The 20,640-nt window shown below is 41.3% G+C and carries 15 protein-coding genes; 4 read left to right on the top strand and 11 right to left on the bottom strand.

Features of this window, described 5'->3' with window-relative positions; all coding sequences use genetic code 11:
* Window positions 1-50: 50 nt before the first annotated feature.
* The 8 genes from FBF83_RS03890 to addB all read right to left on the bottom strand — a co-directional run bounded on the left by FBF83_RS03890 (window position 51) and on the right by addB (window position 16,271).
* Window positions 51-1,475 (bottom strand): NAD-dependent succinate-semialdehyde dehydrogenase, encoded by a 1,425-nt coding sequence (locus FBF83_RS03890; RefSeq protein ID WP_136945806.1) that lies wholly within the window; start codon window positions 1,473-1,475, stop codon window positions 51-53.
* Between the two features lie 69 nt (window positions 1,476-1,544).
* Window positions 1,545-2,420: a fumarylacetoacetate hydrolase family protein gene (locus FBF83_RS03895; RefSeq protein ID WP_240687963.1), complete on the bottom strand. Its 876-nt coding sequence runs from the start codon at window positions 2,418-2,420 to the stop codon at window positions 1,545-1,547.
* Window positions 2,421-2,498: 78 nt separating this feature from the next.
* Window positions 2,499-3,677, bottom strand: a complete 1,179-nt coding sequence (locus FBF83_RS03900; RefSeq protein WP_136945807.1) for an efflux RND transporter periplasmic adaptor subunit — start codon at window positions 3,675-3,677, stop codon at window positions 2,499-2,501.
* Window positions 3,677-4,327, bottom strand: coding sequence for a hypothetical protein (locus FBF83_RS03905; RefSeq protein ID WP_136945808.1), 651 nt, complete (start codon window positions 4,325-4,327; stop codon window positions 3,677-3,679). Before FBF83_RS03905 ends, FBF83_RS03900 begins: the two co-directional genes overlap by 1 nt.
* 121 nt (window positions 4,328-4,448) lie before the next feature.
* Entirely contained in the window at window positions 4,449-7,808 is a 3,360-nt protein-coding gene (locus tag FBF83_RS03910; protein ID WP_136945809.1) for an AAA family ATPase, read from the bottom strand.
* Window positions 7,809-7,826: 18 nt separating this feature from the next.
* The gene (locus tag FBF83_RS03915; protein WP_136945810.1) at window positions 7,827-8,978 is read right to left on the bottom strand and encodes an exonuclease SbcCD subunit D; all 1,152 of its coding nucleotides are present in this window, start codon (window positions 8,976-8,978) and stop codon (window positions 7,827-7,829) included.
* 86 nt (window positions 8,979-9,064) lie between these two features.
* Entirely contained in the window at window positions 9,065-12,787 is a 3,723-nt protein-coding gene (gene addA, locus FBF83_RS03920) for a helicase-exonuclease AddAB subunit AddA (protein ID WP_136945811.1), read from the bottom strand.
* Window positions 12,774-16,271 carry a helicase-exonuclease AddAB subunit AddB gene (gene addB / locus FBF83_RS03925; RefSeq protein ID WP_136945812.1) on the bottom strand — a complete coding sequence of 1,166 codons (3,498 nt, stop codon included), beginning with the start codon at window positions 16,269-16,271 and terminating at the stop codon, window positions 12,774-12,776. The genes addA and addB overlap by 14 nt, the downstream gene beginning before the upstream one ends.
* A 194-nt stretch (window positions 16,272-16,465) precedes the next feature.
* Between addB and FBF83_RS03930 the strand changes: the two genes are divergently transcribed.
* The 4 genes from FBF83_RS03930 (at window position 16,466) to FBF83_RS03945 (ending at window position 17,858) form a co-directional block, all read left to right on the top strand.
* The gene (locus tag FBF83_RS03930) at window positions 16,466-16,660 is read left to right on the top strand and encodes a hypothetical protein (RefSeq protein WP_136945813.1); all 195 of its coding nucleotides are present in this window, start codon (window positions 16,466-16,468) and stop codon (window positions 16,658-16,660) included.
* A gap of 129 nt (window positions 16,661-16,789) precedes the next feature.
* Window positions 16,790-16,999, top strand: a complete 210-nt coding sequence (locus tag FBF83_RS03935) for a spore coat associated protein CotJA (protein WP_048310130.1) — start codon at window positions 16,790-16,792, stop codon at window positions 16,997-16,999.
* Between the two features lie 2 nt (window positions 17,000-17,001).
* A complete protein-coding gene (locus FBF83_RS03940) occupies window positions 17,002-17,268 on the top strand; it encodes a spore coat protein CotJB (RefSeq protein ID WP_136945814.1) in 267 nt (88 codons plus the stop codon).
* 20 nt (window positions 17,269-17,288) lie between these two features.
* A complete protein-coding gene (locus tag FBF83_RS03945) occupies window positions 17,289-17,858 on the top strand; it encodes a manganese catalase family protein (RefSeq protein WP_136945815.1) in 570 nt (189 codons plus the stop codon).
* 726 nt (window positions 17,859-18,584) lie between these two features.
* Here the strand turns inward: FBF83_RS03945 and FBF83_RS03950 are convergent.
* The 3 genes from FBF83_RS03950 to FBF83_RS03960 form a co-directional block, all read right to left on the bottom strand.
* Window positions 18,585-19,211: a TVP38/TMEM64 family protein gene (locus FBF83_RS03950; protein WP_136945816.1), complete on the bottom strand. Its 627-nt coding sequence runs from the start codon at window positions 19,209-19,211 to the stop codon at window positions 18,585-18,587.
* Between the two features lie 102 nt (window positions 19,212-19,313).
* Window positions 19,314-19,751: a pyridoxamine 5'-phosphate oxidase family protein gene (locus tag FBF83_RS03955; protein WP_420875114.1), complete on the bottom strand. Its 438-nt coding sequence runs from the start codon at window positions 19,749-19,751 to the stop codon at window positions 19,314-19,316.
* A gap of 276 nt (window positions 19,752-20,027) precedes the next feature.
* The gene (locus FBF83_RS03960; protein WP_136945818.1) at window positions 20,028-20,543 is read right to left on the bottom strand and encodes a hypothetical protein; all 516 of its coding nucleotides are present in this window, start codon (window positions 20,541-20,543) and stop codon (window positions 20,028-20,030) included.
* Window positions 20,544-20,640 lie beyond the last annotated feature (97 nt).

Consider the following 20,640-nt stretch of genomic DNA (forward strand, 5'->3'; position numbering starts at 1 on the left):
GCATTGAAAGAACCTCACTGGGGATAACCCGGCGAGGTTCTTCTTTTTGATTACAATCCTATAGACACATACTTGGTTTCAAGATATGCTTCGATTCCTTCATGTCCACCTTCACGACCAATACCGCTTTGTTTCATCCCACCAAATGGTGCCTGTGCAGCGGAAGGTACGCCGTCATTCCAGCCGACGATTCCGTAATCAAGTCCGTTCACAACATGATTTCCTCTACGTACGCTCTCACTAAAGACATAAGCGGCAAGGCCAAATGGTGTCTGATTAGCAAACTTAATCGCTTCATCATCAGTTGAAACCTTTTGAATTGGTGCAACGGGTCCAAACGTTTCCTCATTCATAATTAACATGCCTGGTTTAACATCCTTAAGAATCGTTGGACGATAGAAGTAACAGCCATTCTCTTCATAACCTTCTCCACCTAAAGCACATTCCGCTCCCTGACTCAAGGCATTTTGTACGTGCTTCTCTACTTTATCGTATCCATCTTTATCAATCATTGGGCCAATATCGGTTCCCTCTTCAAGGCCGTTACCTACTTGAAGTTCTTTTGCCTTGTCAACAAATTTGGAAATAAATTCGTCATAGATTTTCTCTTGCACATACACCCGGTTTCCACAAATACATGTTTGTCCGCCATTCCTAAACTTAGAGGCGATTACTCCATCCACAGCTTTATCGATGTCAGCATCATCAAGAACAATAATGGGAGCATGGCCACCTAGCTCTAGCGAGATGTTCTTTACCGTTTCGGCAGACTGTTCCATTAGTTTCTTTCCTACTTCTGTCGATCCAGTAAATGTTATTTTACGAACATGTGGGTTACTCATTAGCTCACCTGCTACTTCAGATGATTTACCCGTTACGAGATTCACAACACCTTTTGGTATCCCAGCTTCTTCACATAATTCAACAAATCTTACCGCTGTTAGCGGCGTTGCGGAAGGCGGCTTAACGACAAAAGTACACCCTGCAGCGAGCGCTGGCGCGAGCTTTCTAGCAATCATGGCAGCTGGAAAGTTCCATGGTGTAATCGCTCCAACAACACCAACTGGTTGTTTGCGCACTTCCATCATTCGCTTTTCTTTATGTGGAGGAATCGTGCGACCATATACACGCTTCCCTTCTTCTGCAAACCACTCAACGAATGATGCAGAATAAGCAACTTCTCCTTTTGATTCATGAAGGGGCTTACCCATTTCCTTTGTCATAAGTTCTGCAAGCTCGTCCTCATGCTCGAGCATAAGACTATGGAGTTTCTTTAAGTATGATGACCGCTCATATGCGGTGAGGCTTGACCATTCAGGGAACGCTTTATGCGCTGCGTCAATAGCCTTCTTCGTTTCAGACTTTCCACCAACCGGTACTGTACCGACTAATTCACCAGTTGCTGGATTGTTCACTTCAAGTTTTTCTAGATTCTGTCCTGTCCACTCACCATTAATATAATGAAACTTCTCCATTTGCTAACCCTCCTAGTAGGTTCTCTGGATAACAATTCCTTTTCTAACAACGAGCTAAACGTGGAAACGCTATCTTATACTAATTTCATTTCGTAATGCACCAATTCCTTCTATTCGAACTTCAACATTATCACCATTCAAAAGATATTTTGGAGGCTTGAAGCCTTTGCCTACACCTGATGGCGTTCCTGTTGCAATAATATCCCCCGGCTCAAGCGTCATTCCCATAGAAAGAACATGAATAAGTGCTGGAATATTAAAAATTAAATCAGATATATGACCATTCTGTCTAACCTCTCCGTTAACAAGTGTTACAAGATTAAAATCATTTGGCTTGCTGACTTTAGAAGCATGTAAGATAGCAGGACCCATTGGACATGAACCGTCTAGGCTCTTACCTAAGAAAAATTGACCGTGTTTTTTTTGAAGATCTCGAGCTGTAATATCATTTATGATCGTATACCCGAATACATAGTTCATTGCTTGCTCTCTCGAAATACGCTTACCTCTTTTCCCAATTACAACAGCAAGTTCCCCCTCATAGTCAAGCGCTTCGGAAACATCTTTTGAAAAAGATAGTACATCTTCCGGTGCACTTACCGCTGTCGGAGCTTTCGTGAAGATCATGGGATGCTCGGGGATGTCCTTTTCACTACCCATTTCAATTGCATGATCTCGATAATTCTTACCTACACAAAAAATATTTTTCAGAGGTCTTGGAATAGGTGCTTGCAAGTCAACATCTTGCATCGGTAAATGATAAGCTTCAGATACTCCCCTCACCTCTGCTATGTTAATGTCCTCTTCCTGAATAAAGGAAAGAAGCGATGGCAATTCCACTCCTTTATCACGATAATAGGAGTATAAATCGACTACGATACTCTCTTCTTCATACCAGACACCAAAGCGCTCTTCTTGTTCCACTGTAAACGAAATAAACCTCACAGTTCACACACTCCTTCTTAGAATAATGAATATTCAGTTAATGTTCGTCTTAAAAAAGATCTGCATTTCTGCAGACCCTCACCCTTTACTTTCTGGTTCTTTCTTATTTTTGTCTTGTTTCTCTTTTTTCTCAGATATTAGTTCAGTGAACGCTTCTTTTGGCTTAGTTAGAACTTTCTCCTTCAGCTTAAGTCCTGATAGAATTTCTACCTCGCCATCCTCTATGCGTCCCAATTCGACTACTCTCAAGTATAGCTTCGTGTCATCGAGAACGACTACATAACTAATGGAACCTTTATGAATAATGCTCTCTTCTGGGACAGACGGAGCATTTTTGTTTTGATGAATTGGTGCATCAATTGTTACATGGGTGCCAGAAGCCATCTCAACTTCGCCTTCTATCACTACACTAAAATGATAGAGGCTAAGCCCTGATTCTTCATCAACTTGATATGGCCGATTTTCTACCATTGTAATTGTACCTGATACAGGTTGACCAGGATACGCCGCAGCATGAACAGTAACTTCTTGATCAGCTGAAAGCGTTGGATAGTCTAATTCAGAAACTGACCCCTGTACCGCTAGCTTGTTTGATAAAACCGTTACAACAGGATCCCCATCTTCAGGTGTACGATTGATCTCTTTGACCACGCCATCAAGGCTTGAGTCGACTGTAGTATCAACTTCTTCATCTCCTGCTTCTTCTATTTGACGTTCAAGTTCTTTCACGTCAAGCTCAGCAAGTCTTTTCTTATATTCTGTATCTCTCACCTGTTCTTCCATATCAAGCTGTAACTGTAGTTTCTGTTCGTCTTCTAGATCTGTATTAGATTCAATACGAGATGCTTGCAAGGAAAGGTCATTAAGCTGATCATCAAGAACTGAAACAGCTGTTTCTGCTTTATTTAGCTGGGCTTCTAACTCAGAAACATTAACAGTTTCTTCTTCTTTATACTCAAATAGTGTCGTTCCAGAAAATACTTCGACTCCTTCCTTAACTAACACATCTGAAATCTCACCACGTGATGATTGATAATAATACGATTCTTCTAATTCAGGTATAAGAACACCCTCGAACGACTCAAGCTCTTGATACGTTTTTCCCTTTACCGTAACCGTTTCTACTTTCTTCTCATCTGCTAAAACGCGCTGAATCAGGAGCGTATTAACCGTTATGAAGAGGAGGAGAAATAGACCGGCACTTACGCTAATCCAGAGTGACTTACGATTCACAGTGTGACCCTCCAACTTTTTCATTAAAATGCCGTCCTTATGTAAGCTATAAACGCTACAATAAGTAAATTCAATGTGACAATCCAGAACACAATATACCCTTTCGACAATGTGGTACTTTGCTTAATGGCTGCATACTGAACAAATGTCCCCCATGCTAGAAAGACCGAAAGACTATAGCAAAAATAGAGCCAGAACGTGTTATTCGTTAGTAAATCCACGTATACACCAAGGCTATAAGGTGAAATAAGCGATGGTTCTTGAAGAAATGGAATAAATGGCAATTGAAGCAGCATCCCAAGCAAAAGAATAAACACCACATAGCAGTGTATATATGTAAGCCTTTTATATCCTACTTCCTGAAAGAATGACCAGAAAAGAAGTGAGCCAACTAAGACAATGATGACGAACGTCAACACGCCAAGCACCCCATCTGTAATGACTTCGCTCATCAGAAAAAGCAGTCGATCATTCGAAGCTAATCCTGCATATTCAGGGACTTCTCCAGCATATTTAATGTTCATAAACGACGTTAATCCTACGACGATGAACGCAAGAACGCCAAGTAAAATTAACCGCCACCAAGTTCCTTTTAATTGATAAGCCGATCGAAGCGGTCGAAAATGTGTTAACGGCTTAATACTTCCCAATACTAGTCTCATAGAGTGCGACATCCATGTTCCTCCTATGTAAAATAACCTCATCTACTATTCATATTTTTACATAAACTCTCGTATTTTGACAGTATCTTTCAAAAAAAAAGGAAACATACCCTTGCGGATATGTTATCCTCCCTTACAATGTTTCCATCTCAATTCGACTTCCACGCCCAGATGGCTCTGATGGTGAGACAATGACTTTACGTGGTAATCTCGCTCTTAGCTCTGGTACGTGACTGATAACACCAACAGCCAAGCTTTCATTCTGTAACTTCTCAAGCGATGTTATAACTGTATCGAGCAGAGATTCATCTAACGTACCAAACCCTTCATCCAAGAAGAAGAATTGAAGTGGATGTGCACCTCTAAGTTGAATCTGACCGGAAAGCGCAAGAGCTAGTGCGAGTGAAGTGAGAAAAGTTTCTCCACCTGAAAGAGTTGATACTGGTCGTCTAACCCCACCGTTTGCATCATCTCGTATTAAGAACCCACCGCTAGAATCGACCTCAATGGCATACCGTTGCGACGTTAAATCACCAAGTTTCTGAGATGCATCAAGGCTTACCTGTTCAAGCTGTTCTGAAGCAATGAACTCTACAAAACTATTTCCTCGGAAAACTGTTTGAAGCTTCCCGAGCTTTTCCAACTCAGCGCTCGATGTTTTCCGAATTTCTTCAAGCTCTTTGAACCGTTCATGCCTTCTTGAAACATCTTCAAGATGGTGTCGTCTTGCAGCAAAGTGAGAAAGAGCTTCCTCTCTAGCCTCTTTTGCTAGCTCTGCCTTTTGATTAGATTCCTTATATTCATCCTCTGAAACTTTTCGTCCAGAAAGCTTCGATTCAACCTCATTCAAGTTATGTTCCGTTTGGTTCCATTCTTTCCTGTATTCTTCGACCTGCTTTTCCCAGTCGCTTCTTTGGTCTAACGGCACTTCAGCCGATCTTACAAATTTCCGATCAGAGAAAATCGAAGTTTTTTCAGCTTCTTCATAAGCTATTTCCGCTTTCTTTAACCGTTGTTGAACATCTTGATCGTAGTTTTTGGCAGCAGCAGCTTGTCTTTCAGTCTGCAGATAACGTTCCTCAGCTTCTTTTAATTTGTTTCCAGCCACTTTTTCATCGTTTCGAAGTGATTCTAACTGCCTGTTAACTTGGTTGTATCCTTCTTGAGCTGTTAATTCCCCTACAATCCCATTATACTCTGCTTCTGCTCTTTTCACCTGATCGGAAAGCTGTTCTAAAGAGCTCGTTAGCTCGGCATTTCGAACGGAATGCTGCTGAACCTTTTCTTGTAAGTCAAGGAGACGTTTTTCTTGATCTTCAATATAAGGGACACTTTTGGTTAGGCGATCGCGAACGACATTCGCATTCTCGTCCATATCCTCCATCTTTTTCAACTCAGATTCAACCTGTTCTACCTTCAAGTTAAATTCATTCTGTAGAGTCTTCTCAATTTCTTCCGTCTGAGTGGTTAATTGCTTTCGCTTCTCAACACGTGAAGCAAGATTCTCTTTCACTTGCTTGAGTTGATAAGCAAACTCAGATGCTTTCGATTGATGTTCTTGAAGCCACCTACTTGTTTTTTTTATTTTCTCCTCAAGCTCCTGAACGTCCTGGGCGAGAGATTTAACTTCTGTTATAACCTCATCGTCGGTTAAATCGGACTTTATTTCATTTGCAGAACCTTGATTTTGCTGAACGCCGCTTAAATCTTCTTGCTCAGTCATTAAATCTGAAAGCTGTTCCAGCTTATACTGAAGCTGATTGACATTTTGGACCTGATCTTTTAACGTTTCACGCTTCTGTTCGTCTCTTTGTATTTGATCCTGCCATTTAGAAGTATCATCATCACCTTCAGCAAGGTGTATGTGCTCTTTTGAACCACAAACTGGGCACGATTCTCCTTCTTTAAGCTCTGAAGCAAGCCTAATGGCAATAGCGTGCGTACGACTTTCTTCAAGCTTATGATGAGCATCCTGTACTCTTTCTTGAAGTTTTGCGGTATGCCTTTCAAGCAATAGCTTACATGACGAAACCTGGTTGTAAACGGATAGGAGCGTACCAAAATAGCCATGATAGGTTTCTTTCGTCTTATCAAGTTGCTTGGTCATTTCTTGTTGCAGAGGGTAGATACGATCACGCTCTGTTAGTTGTTGCTTCTCTTCCTTAGTCACGTCATTAAGTTGCATAGTGATGGAATTCAATTCTTGTTTTAAGCTTTGAGCTCTTGAGATTCGCTTTCGATCTTCCGGAGAGACTTGTAGGTTATTAAGCTCCTCATTAAGATCAGATTGAAGTTTAAGCGCTTTGCTTAAGTCCTTCTGTGCTTTCTCCTTCTGTTCATCCGCTAGCGTCACATCTTTCTGTAGAGATGTACGCTGTGCTTCAAGATTAGAGGATTGCTCCTTGAGCCTTGCTAACTCTTTTTCAAGCGCAATTCCACGTTCAAGCTCATTGAGGTGTTTCATGAGAATTGGCTCTTGCTCCTGTTGTCTTGATCGATAATTTTCGTAAGTCTGCTTTCTAGAGCGATATGTCTGACTTGCTTCGTCAAGGTTTTTCTTCGCCTCTTGATAACGATTGTGCGCTTCCTTTGCTTCTTGCTCTGTTGCTTCAACAGCATCAAGATAAGGTTTGACCTGTAAGGCAGCCTGGGCTTCGTTCAGTTTCGTTTGAAGCTCTTTCATCTCTTCGCTTTTCTCCACTAAAGAATCTCGCTTCTGTTTGACTTGTGCAAGCTGCTGTTGTAAAGACCACGTTTCATTAACGTCTTCTTTTTGTTTCTCTGCTTGCACGAGGTTCAGCCTTGCTTCTTCTGCAGCTTTTTCTGCTAAGGTAAGAGACTCTTTCGCCTCTTTAAGGTGTTGTTTAGATGCGTCACCAAGCCCCGTTTGCTCTGCTGTAATTTCATTTAAGTGATTTCTTTTTTCATCTACTCTTGCGCGTAAGCGGCGGTTGAATTGATCACCGTATTTTTCAAGCTGAAATAACCGTTGTAACATTTGCCTTCTCTCTGTTCCTTTCAAGGAGAGAAATTCAGCAAATTTTCCCTGTGGAAGAACAACTGCACGTGTAAAATCATCAATCGTTAACCCTAGAATTTCCTGGATTTTCTGAGAAACATCTCGATCTTTATCTGCCAGAACAGTGTTCTCTTCGCCTATCTCTATTAGGCGTGAATTTGCTGATCGGATAGAAATATCACCTGAGCGCTTATAACTTCGCTCGACGCGATACGTTAAGTCACTACCTAGCTCAAATGTAAATGAAACAGATAACGTATCCTCTGCATGATTCATAATCCCCTGTGTATTATTAGTTGCACGTTCTACTTTTCCATAAAGAGCTAACGTCATAGCATCAAGCAGTGACGACTTCCCACTTCCAGTTGGACCGAAAATGCCGAAGATACCGCCCTGACAAAGTGTTTCAAAATCAATCTCTTGCTTTTCTCTAAAACTATGCAATCCTGATACGGATAGACGGATCGGTTTCATTCCTTTCTTCCTCCTTCCTTACTCATCATTTTCTGATAGCTCTAGGAAGAGCTGAATGAGCTCATCATCCGGTTCTGCTCCATCCGTTTGCTGCTCGTAAAATCGCTTAAACAGCTCTTCAATCGGTAAACTGGAGTAAGACGCTTCCTTTTGCTGCTCTTTCTTCTCAAACACTGGTCTAATATGTATAAACCCATCATGCTGACTTCTAAGTCGATGAATTTCTTCAATTGAGAGTGTATCATTTAAATGTATTTCAAGATCGACCCATGCATCGGCGTCTCTACCTTCTTCTAACCATGTATAGACTTGTTCAATTCCTTTATCTGCAATCCATCGAACGAGTGGCTTACCTGACTGAAGCGGAACCTCGTTCAAATGTGCTAGCCCATTTGGTTCAACATCAATAATAGTAACTGATTTAGTCTGATTCGCCTCTGAAAAGCTATACGCTAACGGTGAGCCTGAATAACGAGCAAGTGACGAACCTTTCGTTATCGTTTGAGGACGATGAAGGTGACCTAGAGCCACATACTGTGCCTGTTCAGGCAATGAATTCGCTGATACGGTATAGGCCCCACCAACTTGTATTGGTCTTTCAGAGTCACTCTCCCTACTGCCTGCCACATAAATATGGCTCATCGCAATTTGAACAGACTCTTCATCACCGGTAGAAAGATCACTAAAGAGCTTTTTCACCCGATCATCATAAGCTAACTGTAAAGTTCCTTCTTCCTGGCTTTCTGTTAAACATTCATTCAATCTTGATTCAGATGGGTAAGGAAGTGCTGCGATTGAGAGTTTTTGACCATTACGGACTCTTACTTCCACTGCTTCAGTTGTTGGAAAACCTATGATTGTAATGCCATTCATATTTGCAAGTGGTCGTGATGCAGATAGGCGTTCTGGATTATCATGATTTCCTGAAATAATAATTAACGGGCGCTCTCCATTACTCGTCAACTTCACTGCAGCGTCATAGAAGAGTGTTTCAGCTGCTGCAGGTGGATTAACCGTATCAAACACGTCCCCTGCCATCAAAATGGCATCAACATTTTCAGCATCAGCTATTGAGTTTAGTTCATCTAGAAACTCTTTCTGTTCAGGTAAACGACTTCTACCTTCTAATGTTTTCCCGAGGTGCCAATCTGCCGTATGAAGTAATCTCATATATGTCACTCCTTTATCTAAAAACTCTTAAGTAAAACAAAATTCTCCTAAAAGAAGACTAGCCGGACAAGAGCCCGGCCAGCTAGTTAGTCGATCGCTAGAGTACGACCGCCATCAAAAAAGTAAAGCACTTTTTCTTTGCACGGCACCTTCCAAATCTCATTGATCGCCTTCTCATATAGTTGAAGCTGAGTTGTATACCTGCGCTTCATCGTTTCCATAGCCTGTTCCTCCGTAGAAAAACGGTCATGTATAACATCCGTTTTGTAATCCACTAACGTTAATGCTCCATCTACATCACGAAGAATACAGTCAATTACACCCTGAAGAACGACCGTTTCCTGCTCGCCTTCGAAATCTGCATAGATCCATTTCGAATCGACACCAAGGCTAAATGGCACTTCTTTGTAAATTTCAGAAGCATTCCTCATTTTCTCACCAAGATCTGATTCGACTAACCTATGAATCTGATGAACGTCAATTGCCATAGCCTGTTCAGTTGTTAACAACTCTTTACCTTCAAGCTTTGCAATTAGATTTCGGATAGATGATTCATCATGCTGTTCTTTCAAATCGAGATGCTGCATGACGATATGCATAGCCGTTCCTCGTTCAGCAGGGGTGAGCTGTTTGCTTTGAAGAAAACGAGGTCGTTCTTTCAACGATTGACTAAATCCCTTAACAAGCTGATTATCGCTTCGCTCGTCTTGAAAGATTTCTCGCTGTCGTTTCACTTCTGTAACTGACTGTTTCGATCTAGTTTCAGTCGCAGCCTTATGCTCATATGTCCAGTTTAACCTTTTCTCAACCTGGTCCTTATGAACACTTTCTTCCGGAATCAGCTTCCTCTGTTGAAGAAGCGTTTCATACTCCTGGTGTTTCTGCACTTCTTCTGTTTCTACTTCAGCAAAACTCGCTGCTTCATGAACAGTTAGCGACCATCTAGATGGATGCTGATGGACCTCTTCATGAAAAGGCAAACTCGCTCTCCCTTCCATTATAGAAGAAAGATCCCGATGTCTAATAATAGATGGACCAATCCAACTTAAATAAGATTTTCCTTTTGACCGCTCATAGTCTGATAAAAGCCACTCTTCGCTCGCTGCTCCTGTCCATGATAAGATTTCTTTTTCCCAATCATTTACTGTACCAACGAGAATAACCTTTTCTTTCGCACGTGTTAACGCAACATATAGGACGCGCATTTCTTCTGCTAACAATTCAAGCTTCATCCGCTTTTGAAGCGTAAAGTAAGGAAGAGTTGGATAGCTGATCCGATCATGAGGATCAATAAACTTTGTAGCAAGCCCAAATTCTTTGTGTACAAGCATTTGATTGGCCATATCTCTCATGTTAAATTGCTTCGCAATCCCAGCAATAAAGACGACAGGGAACTCGAGTCCCTTACTTTTGTGAATGGTCATAACCCGCACTACATCTTCTTGTTCACCAAGAGCTCGAGCTGTACCAAGGTCGCCACCGCGTTCTTTCATTCGGTCAATAAAGCGAAGGAAGCGGAATAGCCCTCGAAATGATGTTGCTTCATATTGTCTCGCGCGATCATACAGTGCACGTAAATTAGCTTGACGTTGCAAGCCTGCAGGCATACCACCAACAAACTCGAAATAGTTGGTCTCTCTATAAAGTTGCCAAATTAATTCGCTTAGCGATGTTTGGCGTGCCTGCTCTCTCCAGCGATTCAAGTTAGCAAGGAATGTTCCTAGGGTTTCTGACAATCGATTACTCTCTATTTCACAATAACTCTGTAAAGCTGTGAAATAACTTGAATGTTTCTCATTAATTCGTATAAGTGCAAGTTCTTCCTCAGATAACCCGATGATCGGTGAACGGAGTACAGAAGCAAGAGGAATATCTTGGTACGGATTATCAATCACGTTTAAGAGACTCATCATCACAGCCACTTCAGTCGCTTCAAAATAACCAGAGGCAAGATCTGAATAAGAAGGAATTCCCGCTTGCTTCAACTCTTCTAGGATAACCGGTGCCCAGCTCGCTGTTGCCCGCAATAAGATCACCATATCACGGTACTGAATTGGTCTCATACGTTCTTCTTTACGATCATAAACCTTTAGCCGCTCTGACTCACTTTTCCCCATCATTGATTTGATATTTGAAGCAATAAGACGCGCTTCTAGCTGAACTTTCTCAACATCTTCTCCGTCTTCCTCAGTTTCTGAACTTTGATCAATAACATGCACTTCAGGAACAACCGTATCAGAATGTGGGTAGCTTGCTCCAGGAATTAATTCAGCTGCTTCATCGTATTCGATTTCACCAACGCGTTCGTCCATAATTTGTTTGAATATATAATTTGTTCCGTTCAATACTTCTTCTCTGCTTCGAAAGTTTCGTGCTAGATCAATTCGCTTTGATGGATCGTTAGAAGATCGCCCAAACGTTTTGTATTTAGAAAGGAAAAGACCCGGTTCGGCAAGTCGGAAACGGTAGATGCTTTGTTTCACATCGCCAACCATGAAGCGATTCCCGCCTGACTCACCGCTTCTGCTGATGGCATTAAGAATGGTTTCCTGAACGGAGTTTGTATCCTGATATTCATCAATTAACACTTCCGCAAATTGCGTTTGATATTCACGAGCCGCGCTTGAAGGGATCGGATTCTCAGGGGTTGAGGCATTATCTAATAAGATTGAAAGGCAGTAATGCTCAAGATCACTATAATCGACTAATCCTTTTTCTCTTTTCAATAAGGAATAGCGCTCTCGAAATTCATTCACAAGCGAGGAAAGAGTGCTTAATACAGGAGCTAGTTTAACAATGTCCTCTACATACTCCTCTGGACCCCTTTGGAAAAGATCATCCTTAAGACTTTGAATCGTTTTTTTAACTCGGTCTCGCATCGCTTTTACAGTATCAATCATAACGGCATCGAATTGATCGCCTTTACACGGTTTTAATCGTCCAAACGATATTTTTTCGAAGGCTTCTTTTAACGATTCCCATGACTCAGAAGCTGCTTGTAGTAGTCCTGCTACCATTTCCCTTTCTGGCTCAAGTGCTTCAAGGTATGGCTCAGGCCCCCCTGGTGATGATGCTAGATTAATCGCTTTTTCCTGGACCTCTTTCATACCCTCAAGCTGAAGAACAACGTCTTTCATTAGCTCTTTCACCCAAACGAGTTGATTAAATTCTTCCTTGGTCACTTCTTCATACAGCCTGACGCTATCAGCTAACCATTGTTCTGGCCAAGGATGGCTTGATGAAAAATGATAAAGTCGTTCAACAAGAAGCTGGAGATCTACATCACTGCGATCACTACTATACCGGTCAACAAGATCGAAGAAAGCCTCGTTTTCCTGCTTGCTGTAATGTTCTTCAAACAACTCTTCCATCGCTTCCTCCCTAAGAAGGGCCGCCTCTGTTTGATCCGCAACACGGAACGCTGGATCAAGATCAATTTCATAATAATATCTGCGAAGTACTTCCATACAAAAGGAGTGCAACGTTGAAATTGAAGCTCTATTCAGCATCGAAAGCTGTCTTCTTAGATAGAGAGAAGAAGGATCTTCCTTTAACCTTTCTTCAAGTGCCTCACCTATTCGATGACGCATTTCCGCTGCAGCAGCGTTAGTAAACGTAACGACAAGGATGCGATCAACTTCAGCAGGGTCGTTCTCATCTGCAAGTCTCCGAATGATCCGCTCAACGAGCACCGCTGTTTTTCCTGATCCAGCTGCAGCAGCAACAAGTACGTCCTGATTGCGAGCAGCAATCGCATCCCATTGTTCATCTGTCCATCTAGATTCCTCTGGTTTATTAATTGGATTCATTCTTGTGTTCCCCCTCTCTCATCCGTCTTAGAATTGTTTCATCATCTTCAACCGGTATTTGCTTATAAACATTGTCTTCCATTGCCTGATCAAATTGACAAAATGAACGGTATGAGCAGAATGTACACGGTATTCTGTCTTTCATTTTGTAAGGATCAATATCAATTCGTCCATCGGAAATATCTGCACCAATTTCTTGAATCGTATTTCGTGTGAATGACCTTAGAGATTGAAAGTCATCAGATGAAAGCACAGATGAATTTTTATAAAAGCTACCATCTTTCTTAAGCGCAGCCGGAATGATATCTGATTTCTTCAATTCAATATCACTATCCATTAGACTCACAACATCCTTATCAGCAAGAAGAAGCCCTTTCATCTTAAACTTCTTAAACAACTCTTGTTGAATCGCTGCTTGGCCTGGAGCTGATGTTTGTAGCATGGGATTGTGAACATGGAAATACAGCATGCCTGCAGCTGTGGCGTCACGACCAAGCCAGATGTTTGCATTCGTAATAACCACATCAAGATACGTCAGCATTTGAAGCGCAAGGCCAAAATACACTTCTGATAAATCGAGTGATGTACCGCTCGATTTATAATCAATGATACGAAGCAGAAGTTCATCGCCATTAAACGCTTGATCGACACGATCCACTCGCCCAATTAGTTGCAGCTTCACTCCATTTTTCAGCGTAAACTCGATCGGTGGTAATTCCTGATTTGGTCCAAATCCTAGTTCAAGACCAGCTGGTTGAAAACCGCTTTTTTGTGCTTGCTGACCGAGTACAGAAGATGCTCGCCCCACTACTTGAGTTAACTTCCTCATAATGTAATGGTAACGGTTTGAACTTAATAGAATCTCATTCTGAAGTTTTGGAGCTATCTGTTCTACTATTTCTCCTGATAGTTCATAGTATTGATTGGAAGAAATCTTTCCCCAATCCCAGTGACGTTGCTTAATCGTTTCAGCCATCATATTAAGTGCAGCATGGAAGAGCTGACCTATATCTGGAGCTTCAAGTTTGAACGTTGATCGCTCCTTCAATTTTAATCCATGGGAAGCAAATTGAGAGAATGCACAGGATTTGTAACGTTCCATTCGTGATACACTCGCTTGAATATTTGAACCATAGAGTTTCCTACTAGTTTCCTCAGATAAATCCCGAGCTTTATTTCGATAAAATAAGCTGTCAATTAACCGTAACTTATCTTCTTCGGAAGGGTTCCTGACAAACCAGTTGTATGTGTCCCACCAGATTGGATCTATTGGATAACCTCGATTCCATTGACGGAGCTGACCTGTTAGCCTTCCTATTGTTTTAGAAGGATTCGTAATAAATGAAAGCTCGTCTATTGCTTCCTCGCCAGGCTCGGCAAACTTTAATCCAACCTCAAGTTCTGGAAACATTTCCTGCAACCGATTCATCACAATCGATGGTTGGAGCCCCTTTCCTTCTTCATCTGCTAGCGGACAACTAACCCACAACGCATCCGATGGAGTAGAAAGAGAGTGGTAAATGAGAAATTCTTCGTCTAAAAGTCGACGTTTCAGACCCGGAGCAAGCTGTATGCCCTGCTCTTCTAGCTTCTCACGGTCCTGTTCACTAAGCAGACCATCTTCTTGAATTCTCGCTGGTAAGACACCATCATTCACGCCTAGAAGAAAACCACACTTTACATTCGTGAATCTAGTTCGGTCAATACTCCCGATTACCACTTGATCGAGTGATGCTGGAACGAGGGCGAATTTCATGCTTTCAATTCCTGCTTCAAGTAGTTTCGTAAACTGCTCGACCGTTAGCTTCTGATCCCCAATTAGTTCTACCGTTTCATCTAGGAGTGATACGACTGCATCCCAAACCTGATCGTGTTCTCTTGCTTTGGTAAGCTGGCCCGCTTGCTCAGCTTTCTCTTTCAAACGATCTACTTTTTCAGCTGCACTACTGTTCTCAAGAAGGTAATAAAGAGCTTCACACATATCTCTCACGGTATTTGCTTTCTTCATTCTTCTTTCAAACTTTTCAAGAGGTGTGGATACCCACTCTTTCGTCTCATTTAGGCGATCTTCCATTTTCTCAAGCTCATCCGAAGTGATCGTCTCTTTGTCTTCAAGCTGCCGATAAATGTTAGACTTCCACCGCTCACCTGTCTTCCAACGGTATCCTTTAATTCCCCTAGCTATGACGTAATTCTCGAGCTCATCCATTCGCTCTCGGATACCCTCTACGGTCTCACCAGTGTCATCCGGGAATAATAGTTCTGTTTTCACACAGCGGAAAACAGCTTCATAACGCCAATTGTATTGAATAATATCCAAACTCGACCGAAGAAGTTCAATTAGGGGGTGATGAAGCATTGTTCTTTTCTGATCTGAAAAAATTGGGATGTTATGGTCACCAAAAATCGTTTCAACAAGTTCATAATAGGACGCCATGTTTCTAACCATGACCGAAATATCACGGAATCGGTAGCCCTCATCCCGAACAAGTCTGAGTGTTTCTCTAGCGGCAGCTTCTACCTCTGAACGAATATTAACGGCATGATGCAATTGAATTTGATTCAGTTGACCGCTATAAAGTATAGGTGGTCTTTCTCCATAATTCGCCTCTAAATGAGCAAGTTCACTATTTCGATATCGTTTTTGAGAAGTAAGAACAAGTGGCTGCTTAACCTCAACCCCTTCTTCATTCGCCATTCCTAAAAGAGTCTGATACGTTTTCGCAGGTTCATGAAACAGATCAAGTTCATGAATAGCAGAAAGGTTCATTTCTGGATCCATTGTAATTGTGAACGAGAGATTCGTCCCCTTTTTAATTAGCGCCTGAATCACTAGTAGTTCCTGAGGTGTAAAGCTATGAAAACCATCAATCAAAATCGTAGCGCCATCGAGGTAGCTTGATTCCTCTATTTTCTCAGCAAGAAGCGCAAGATAGTCTTCCGAATCAAGATAGTGACCAATCATTGCCTTTTGAAATGCATCATAAACAAGATGAAGGTCAAATAGTTTATCTTTTAGTAAACTACGTTCATCCTCGGTATATAAATCGTCTGCATAGCTTCTAATATCATCCGGTTCAAGACAATAGCGTTTGAACTCCGTTACCATATCATTCAGCTGTTCAATATAGCCTGTTTTCTCAGATGAACGTTGATATATCCTAAGTTTCTGCTTATTCTCCTCAATGATATGACGAAGCATCATGCTTGTACCAACACTTGTCAGGTGAGGTCGTGCCATACCACCTGTTTCCTGAAGGACTTTCCAGGCAAGTCTCGTAAAACTGAATACCTGCGCTCGGATCATGCCCTTTAAGCCACGGTTATGTACTAACTCGTATTCTGATTGAAATGTCATCTGTTCTGGTACTAAGTAAATCATGTCCTGACCGATTGGTCGATCGGTCAATTCATTCTGAATTTCTGATAAGCAATGGTCTGTTTTACCGCTCCCGGACCTGCCAATGACAAACTGAACCGTCATTTTTTTGCCTCCTAGTCACTAAACCCTATTTTCTATCACTATTATCTCATGTTTACATGAAATTGAATAGGATTGATAGGAAAACACGTTCGCATTTTGATGCTTAAATATTGTAAAAACCAGACATGAGGTTTTTAGCTATTGAAGCAAGGGTATACCATATGTAAGAACATATTTATAAGGGAGTTTTGATTATGGAGAAAGAATTTGAAACGTTTAAATGGGAATTGAATCGCCTTACACGCGATATGTCAGAATTTGTCCAGAGCTATGAAAAGCTTGATGATGGGCAAAAAAGAAGTGTATCAAATAATTATCCATTCACCTCAGATCTTCACGACTTAAAAAACATGGTTGCGAAATGGAACGACACAGTTAATAAAATGTAAGCAAAAGAGCACTTCCGAAAGCGGAGGTGCTCTTTTATTTATATGATTGCAGCTTGTTAAGTTTATACATGTTTTCTTTTTGGGACTCATACATCTAAAGAATGAAGGTTGTATTGAAGGAGGTCGATCATGTATACAAACAGGAAATACTACGAACCTTATGTTGGTCCTTTTGATCCCTGTCCCCCCATTCGAGTGAAGTCATACTCAACTCCACCTAACCTTTATATGGGCTTTCAGCCTCCAGGTCTTGAACAATATTCTGCCCGAGAAGCACTCTATCGAGGTACACTCTGGAAAGCACTTTGTGATCCATATCGTTCAAAACGGGAGGAGTAGCAATGTCTCGCAAACAGCTTCCTAAAGCATATTACGAGCTTCTTGAAGAACTACAAGCATGTGATTTTGTTCTCGTCGAATTAACCCTATACCTTGACACCCATCCAAGTGATTACGATGCTATTGCGCAATTCAATGAATATGCCAAAATGAGAAAACAGCTGAAGAAGCGTTATGAAAAAGAAAACGGTCCGTTGCAACAATATGGGAACAGCTACTCAAGTTATCCATGGAATTGGGACGATACACCATGGCCATGGCAAGTCTAGGCACGAAAGGATGAGGTACCATTTGGGTTTATGAGAAGAAATTACAATATCCAGTGAAAGTAAGAACATGTAATCCTATGCTCGCTAAATTTCTAATTGAACAGTACGGTGGAGCAGATGGGGAACTTGCCGCCGCTCTAAGATATTTAAATCAGCGCTACACCATACCTGATAAAGTCGTTGGTTTGTTAACGGATATTGGTACAGAAGAATTCGCTCATCTGGAAATGATTGCAACAATGATTTATAAACTAACAAAAGATGCTACCGCTGATCAAATGAAAGAAGCAGGTCTTGGAGCACATTATGCGAATCACGACAGCGCCCTTTTCTACTCCAATGCAGCTGGTGTCCCATGGTCAGCAAGTTATATCGCAGCTAAAGGCGACCCTATCGCAGATCTATACGAAGATATCGCAGCTGAAGAAAAAGCCCGCGCAACCTACCAATGGATCATCGACCTATCAGACGACCCTGACCTTAACGACTCTCTCGCCTTCCTAAGAGAAAGAGAAATTATCCATTCCCAACGCTTTAGAGAAGCTGTTGAAATATTGAAAGAAGAAAAAGATAAAAAGAAGATCTTTTAGTTGGAAAAGCGGAAACGAGCGTTTAGAAACGAAGATATTGGAACTCTTGAACTGGAACACGCTCTTTGTGTTCCGGTGAAAGAGTGAAATATCGTAGTTTCTGCGAGTTGCAGCTGGATCTACGAAAAGCGGAAGTGGCCGTTTAGACCCGGCAGGCACTGGAAGCATCCAAATTGAACACGTTCTTTGTGTTCGAGTTGGATGGTGAAGTGACCGAGGGTCTGGCCACTGCAGCTGGATCTACGAAAAGCGGAAGAGCCCGTATAGACCCGACAAGCGCTGGAGCCTTACGAAATGAACTCGTTTTTTGTGTTCAGATCGCGGAAGGCGAAGCGATCGAGGGGCTGGGCTCTGCAGCTGGATCTACGAAATGCGGAAACGAGCGTTTAGAAACGGAGATATTGGAACTCTTGAACTGGAACACGTTTTTTGTGTTCCGGTGAAAGAGTGAAATATCGTAGTTTCTGCGAGTTGCAGCTAGATCTAATGAAAAAAGGAAGAGCCCGTATAGACCCGACAAGCGCTGGAGCCTTACGAAATGAACACGTTTTTTGTGTTCAGGTCGGAAGGCGAAGCGATCGAGGGGCTGGGCTCTGCAGCTGGATCTACGAAAAGCGGAAACGAGCGTTTAGAAACGAAGATATTGGTACTCTTGGACTGGAACACGTTTTTTATAGTAGAACCATACTAAACACAAAAACCATGCATTCTGCATGGTTTTCTCCATTACCTCGCCTGATCCTCGGTTTGATGCTTCCTCGGTCGTTGGTTCAGTTTATATTCAATCATTTTCCCCGCTCCCCAAAGAATGAAGATCGCAAGCAATATTAAGACCATTTCTAGTGGTCGGTGAATTAAAGCAAACACATCATGTCCTATAAATGACACGATTGCGATCATCACCATTTTTCCAAGCAGTACAGCCAACACAAAACTTCGTATGCTCATATTCGATAACCCCGCTACCACATTAATTAAGGCAGAAGGAGTAAACGGAAAGCAAAGAAGAAGGAAAACCATGCCAAAACCATGGCGTTCAATCCATCGCAGTGTTTTCTCAATTTTGGGATGTCTTGTAACAACACGCATAAATCGTTGTCTAGCCAATCTTCTAACTACCACAAAAACGATTAATGCGCCAAGAGACGCACCGATCCAGGACAATAGCGATCCATACCAGAATCCGTACGCAGCTGCATTTCCAGCTACAAAAAGAAACAAAGGTAAAATAGGAATAACAGCTTCTAACATAGGAAGCAAAATACCGGGTAATGGACCAAGCGCTCTGTACTGGCTAAGCCATGCTCTTATTGTTTCTTCATTCAAGAAATCTTTGATCATTTCCCATTCCATATGGGATTCAACCTCGTTTCATGGTGCCTAAGTCAGAATGACAGCACAAGATGCTTATTGCTATTATTAAATCATAAAAGAATTCGTTAAGAAAGCTTCTAATTAATTCATAAGTGCTTTATAAACTTCCTCATCAAGCTCTTCAGCTTTCTTTTTGTTATAAGTCTTCTCGTACTTAGGTTCAGTCGTAATTTTTGCTCCCCAGAACATCGTTTCCATAACCTGATCAATTTCAACATTAATTTTGGCTAATTTTAAAGATACACCAGCCATTGCTTCTTCTAAGATTGTTGCCTTACCTTGAATAGAATAAACTGTCTCAAGCCCAATGACAGTTAAAACGACACCAGCATGATGTTTTACGTTTTGAACTGTTCTAGAGTTAGTCGTAACTGAGAAGCGAATATTCCCTTTATCAACACTTTTCACCCAAGATATCGCAGAAACATTAGGGGTTTCATTCTCATAATCGATCGTAGAGAGCATCACAAGCTTTTCGCCCTCCAAAAATGTAACTAACTCATCAGTTAATTGTGTCATATTGTCTTTTTTAGCCAAACGTCTCATCCTTTCGAACCTATTCTCTACTCTTTCCTAAAAGACTACCATGAATACCGCATAATGGAAACGCTTCATCATGGCTCAATAGATAATAAGGTGTTAGACATAAAAAAACCGCACTCCTTGAGCACGGTCCATAGGGGGAAAATCACTTTCAAACTTACTTAGGGGGTTTGATAGTAACTATTCCCGATCATCAAAAAAACAAAACTACAAATTACAATTAATTTGATTAATTTTTTATCTAATGTAGCGTTACAATTCAACAGGTATACGGAACATAAAAACTTCTTCTTTACCATTTACTATTATTGGTACTTTCACTTCAATTTGATATACCCCTGATTCCAACTGTTCAGTTGTTAAGGTCTTCCCTTCAATAATCTCATCTTTTGATACGATTCTTTTAGTTGAAGGAACTTGTGAAGAATAGGGAATTACAATTTGGTCGTTCTCTTGATTGGTAATTTGATAATCTAGTAGACCATCATCAACAACCTCAATTTCTTCCTTTTCTTCTCCTTGATACTTAATCTTAGCAGCTAAGCTAATGGTCTCGTTATCCTTCAGTTTGCTGTTCACAAGAGCTCCAAATGGAACTTTTGGCTGTGTTTCAGATCTAGAAACAACATCTTTTTGATTTTCGCTAAGTAAATACTCGCTCGTATTCATTTTCCGGTCACTAAATAGAACATTTGCAGCACCTACGATAATGAAAGCAACAAAAAATAGAATAATGAATTTTGAGCTGTTAAACTTTATTTTCTTCATGGTTACATCCTTCCCAATTGACTCAATGCCAACATTATATCATTTCCACATCTTGATGAAATAGATATTTCCCAATCATTCGTTGACGTTTGATACA

The organism is Guptibacillus hwajinpoensis, from assembly GCF_005144865.1.
Taxonomy (GTDB): Bacteria; Bacillota; Bacilli; order Bacillales; family Guptibacillaceae; genus Guptibacillus; species Guptibacillus hwajinpoensis_A.

What these genes read in the sequence shown, in the direction of transcription:
- FBF83_RS03890 (WP_136945806.1), bottom strand. Translation starts at nt 1,475, where the DNA reads ATGGAGAAGTTTCATTATATTAATGGTGAGTGGACAGGACAGAATCTA.
- FBF83_RS03900 (WP_136945807.1), bottom strand. Translation starts at nt 3,677, where the DNA reads ATGAAAAAGTTGGAGGGTCACACTGTGAATCGTAAGTCACTCTGGATT.
- FBF83_RS03905 (WP_136945808.1), bottom strand. Translation starts at nt 4,327, where the DNA reads ATGTCGCACTCTATGAGACTAGTATTGGGAAGTATTAAGCCGTTAACA.
- FBF83_RS03910 (WP_136945809.1), bottom strand. Translation starts at nt 7,808, where the DNA reads ATGAAACCGATCCGTCTATCCGTATCAGGATTGCATAGTTTTAGAGAA.
- FBF83_RS03915 (WP_136945810.1), bottom strand. Translation starts at nt 8,978, where the DNA reads ATGAGATTACTTCATACGGCAGATTGGCACCTCGGGAAAACATTAGAA.
- addA (WP_136945811.1), bottom strand. Translation starts at nt 12,787, where the DNA reads ATGAATCCAATTAATAAACCAGAGGAATCTAGATGGACAGATGAACAA.
- addB (WP_136945812.1), bottom strand. Translation starts at nt 16,271, where the DNA reads ATGACGGTTCAGTTTGTCATTGGCAGGTCCGGGAGCGGTAAAACAGAC.
- FBF83_RS03930 (WP_136945813.1), top strand. Translation starts at nt 16,466, where the DNA reads ATGGAGAAAGAATTTGAAACGTTTAAATGGGAATTGAATCGCCTTACA.
- FBF83_RS03935 (WP_048310130.1), top strand. Translation starts at nt 16,790, where the DNA reads ATGTATACAAACAGGAAATACTACGAACCTTATGTTGGTCCTTTTGAT.
- FBF83_RS03940 (WP_136945814.1), top strand. Translation starts at nt 17,002, where the DNA reads ATGTCTCGCAAACAGCTTCCTAAAGCATATTACGAGCTTCTTGAAGAA.
- FBF83_RS03950 (WP_136945816.1), bottom strand. Translation starts at nt 19,211, where the DNA reads ATGGAATGGGAAATGATCAAAGATTTCTTGAATGAAGAAACAATAAGA.
- FBF83_RS03955 (WP_420875114.1), bottom strand. Translation starts at nt 19,751, where the DNA reads ATGACACAATTAACTGATGAGTTAGTTACATTTTTGGAGGGCGAAAAG.
- FBF83_RS03960 (WP_136945818.1), bottom strand. Translation starts at nt 20,543, where the DNA reads ATGAAGAAAATAAAGTTTAACAGCTCAAAATTCATTATTCTATTTTTT.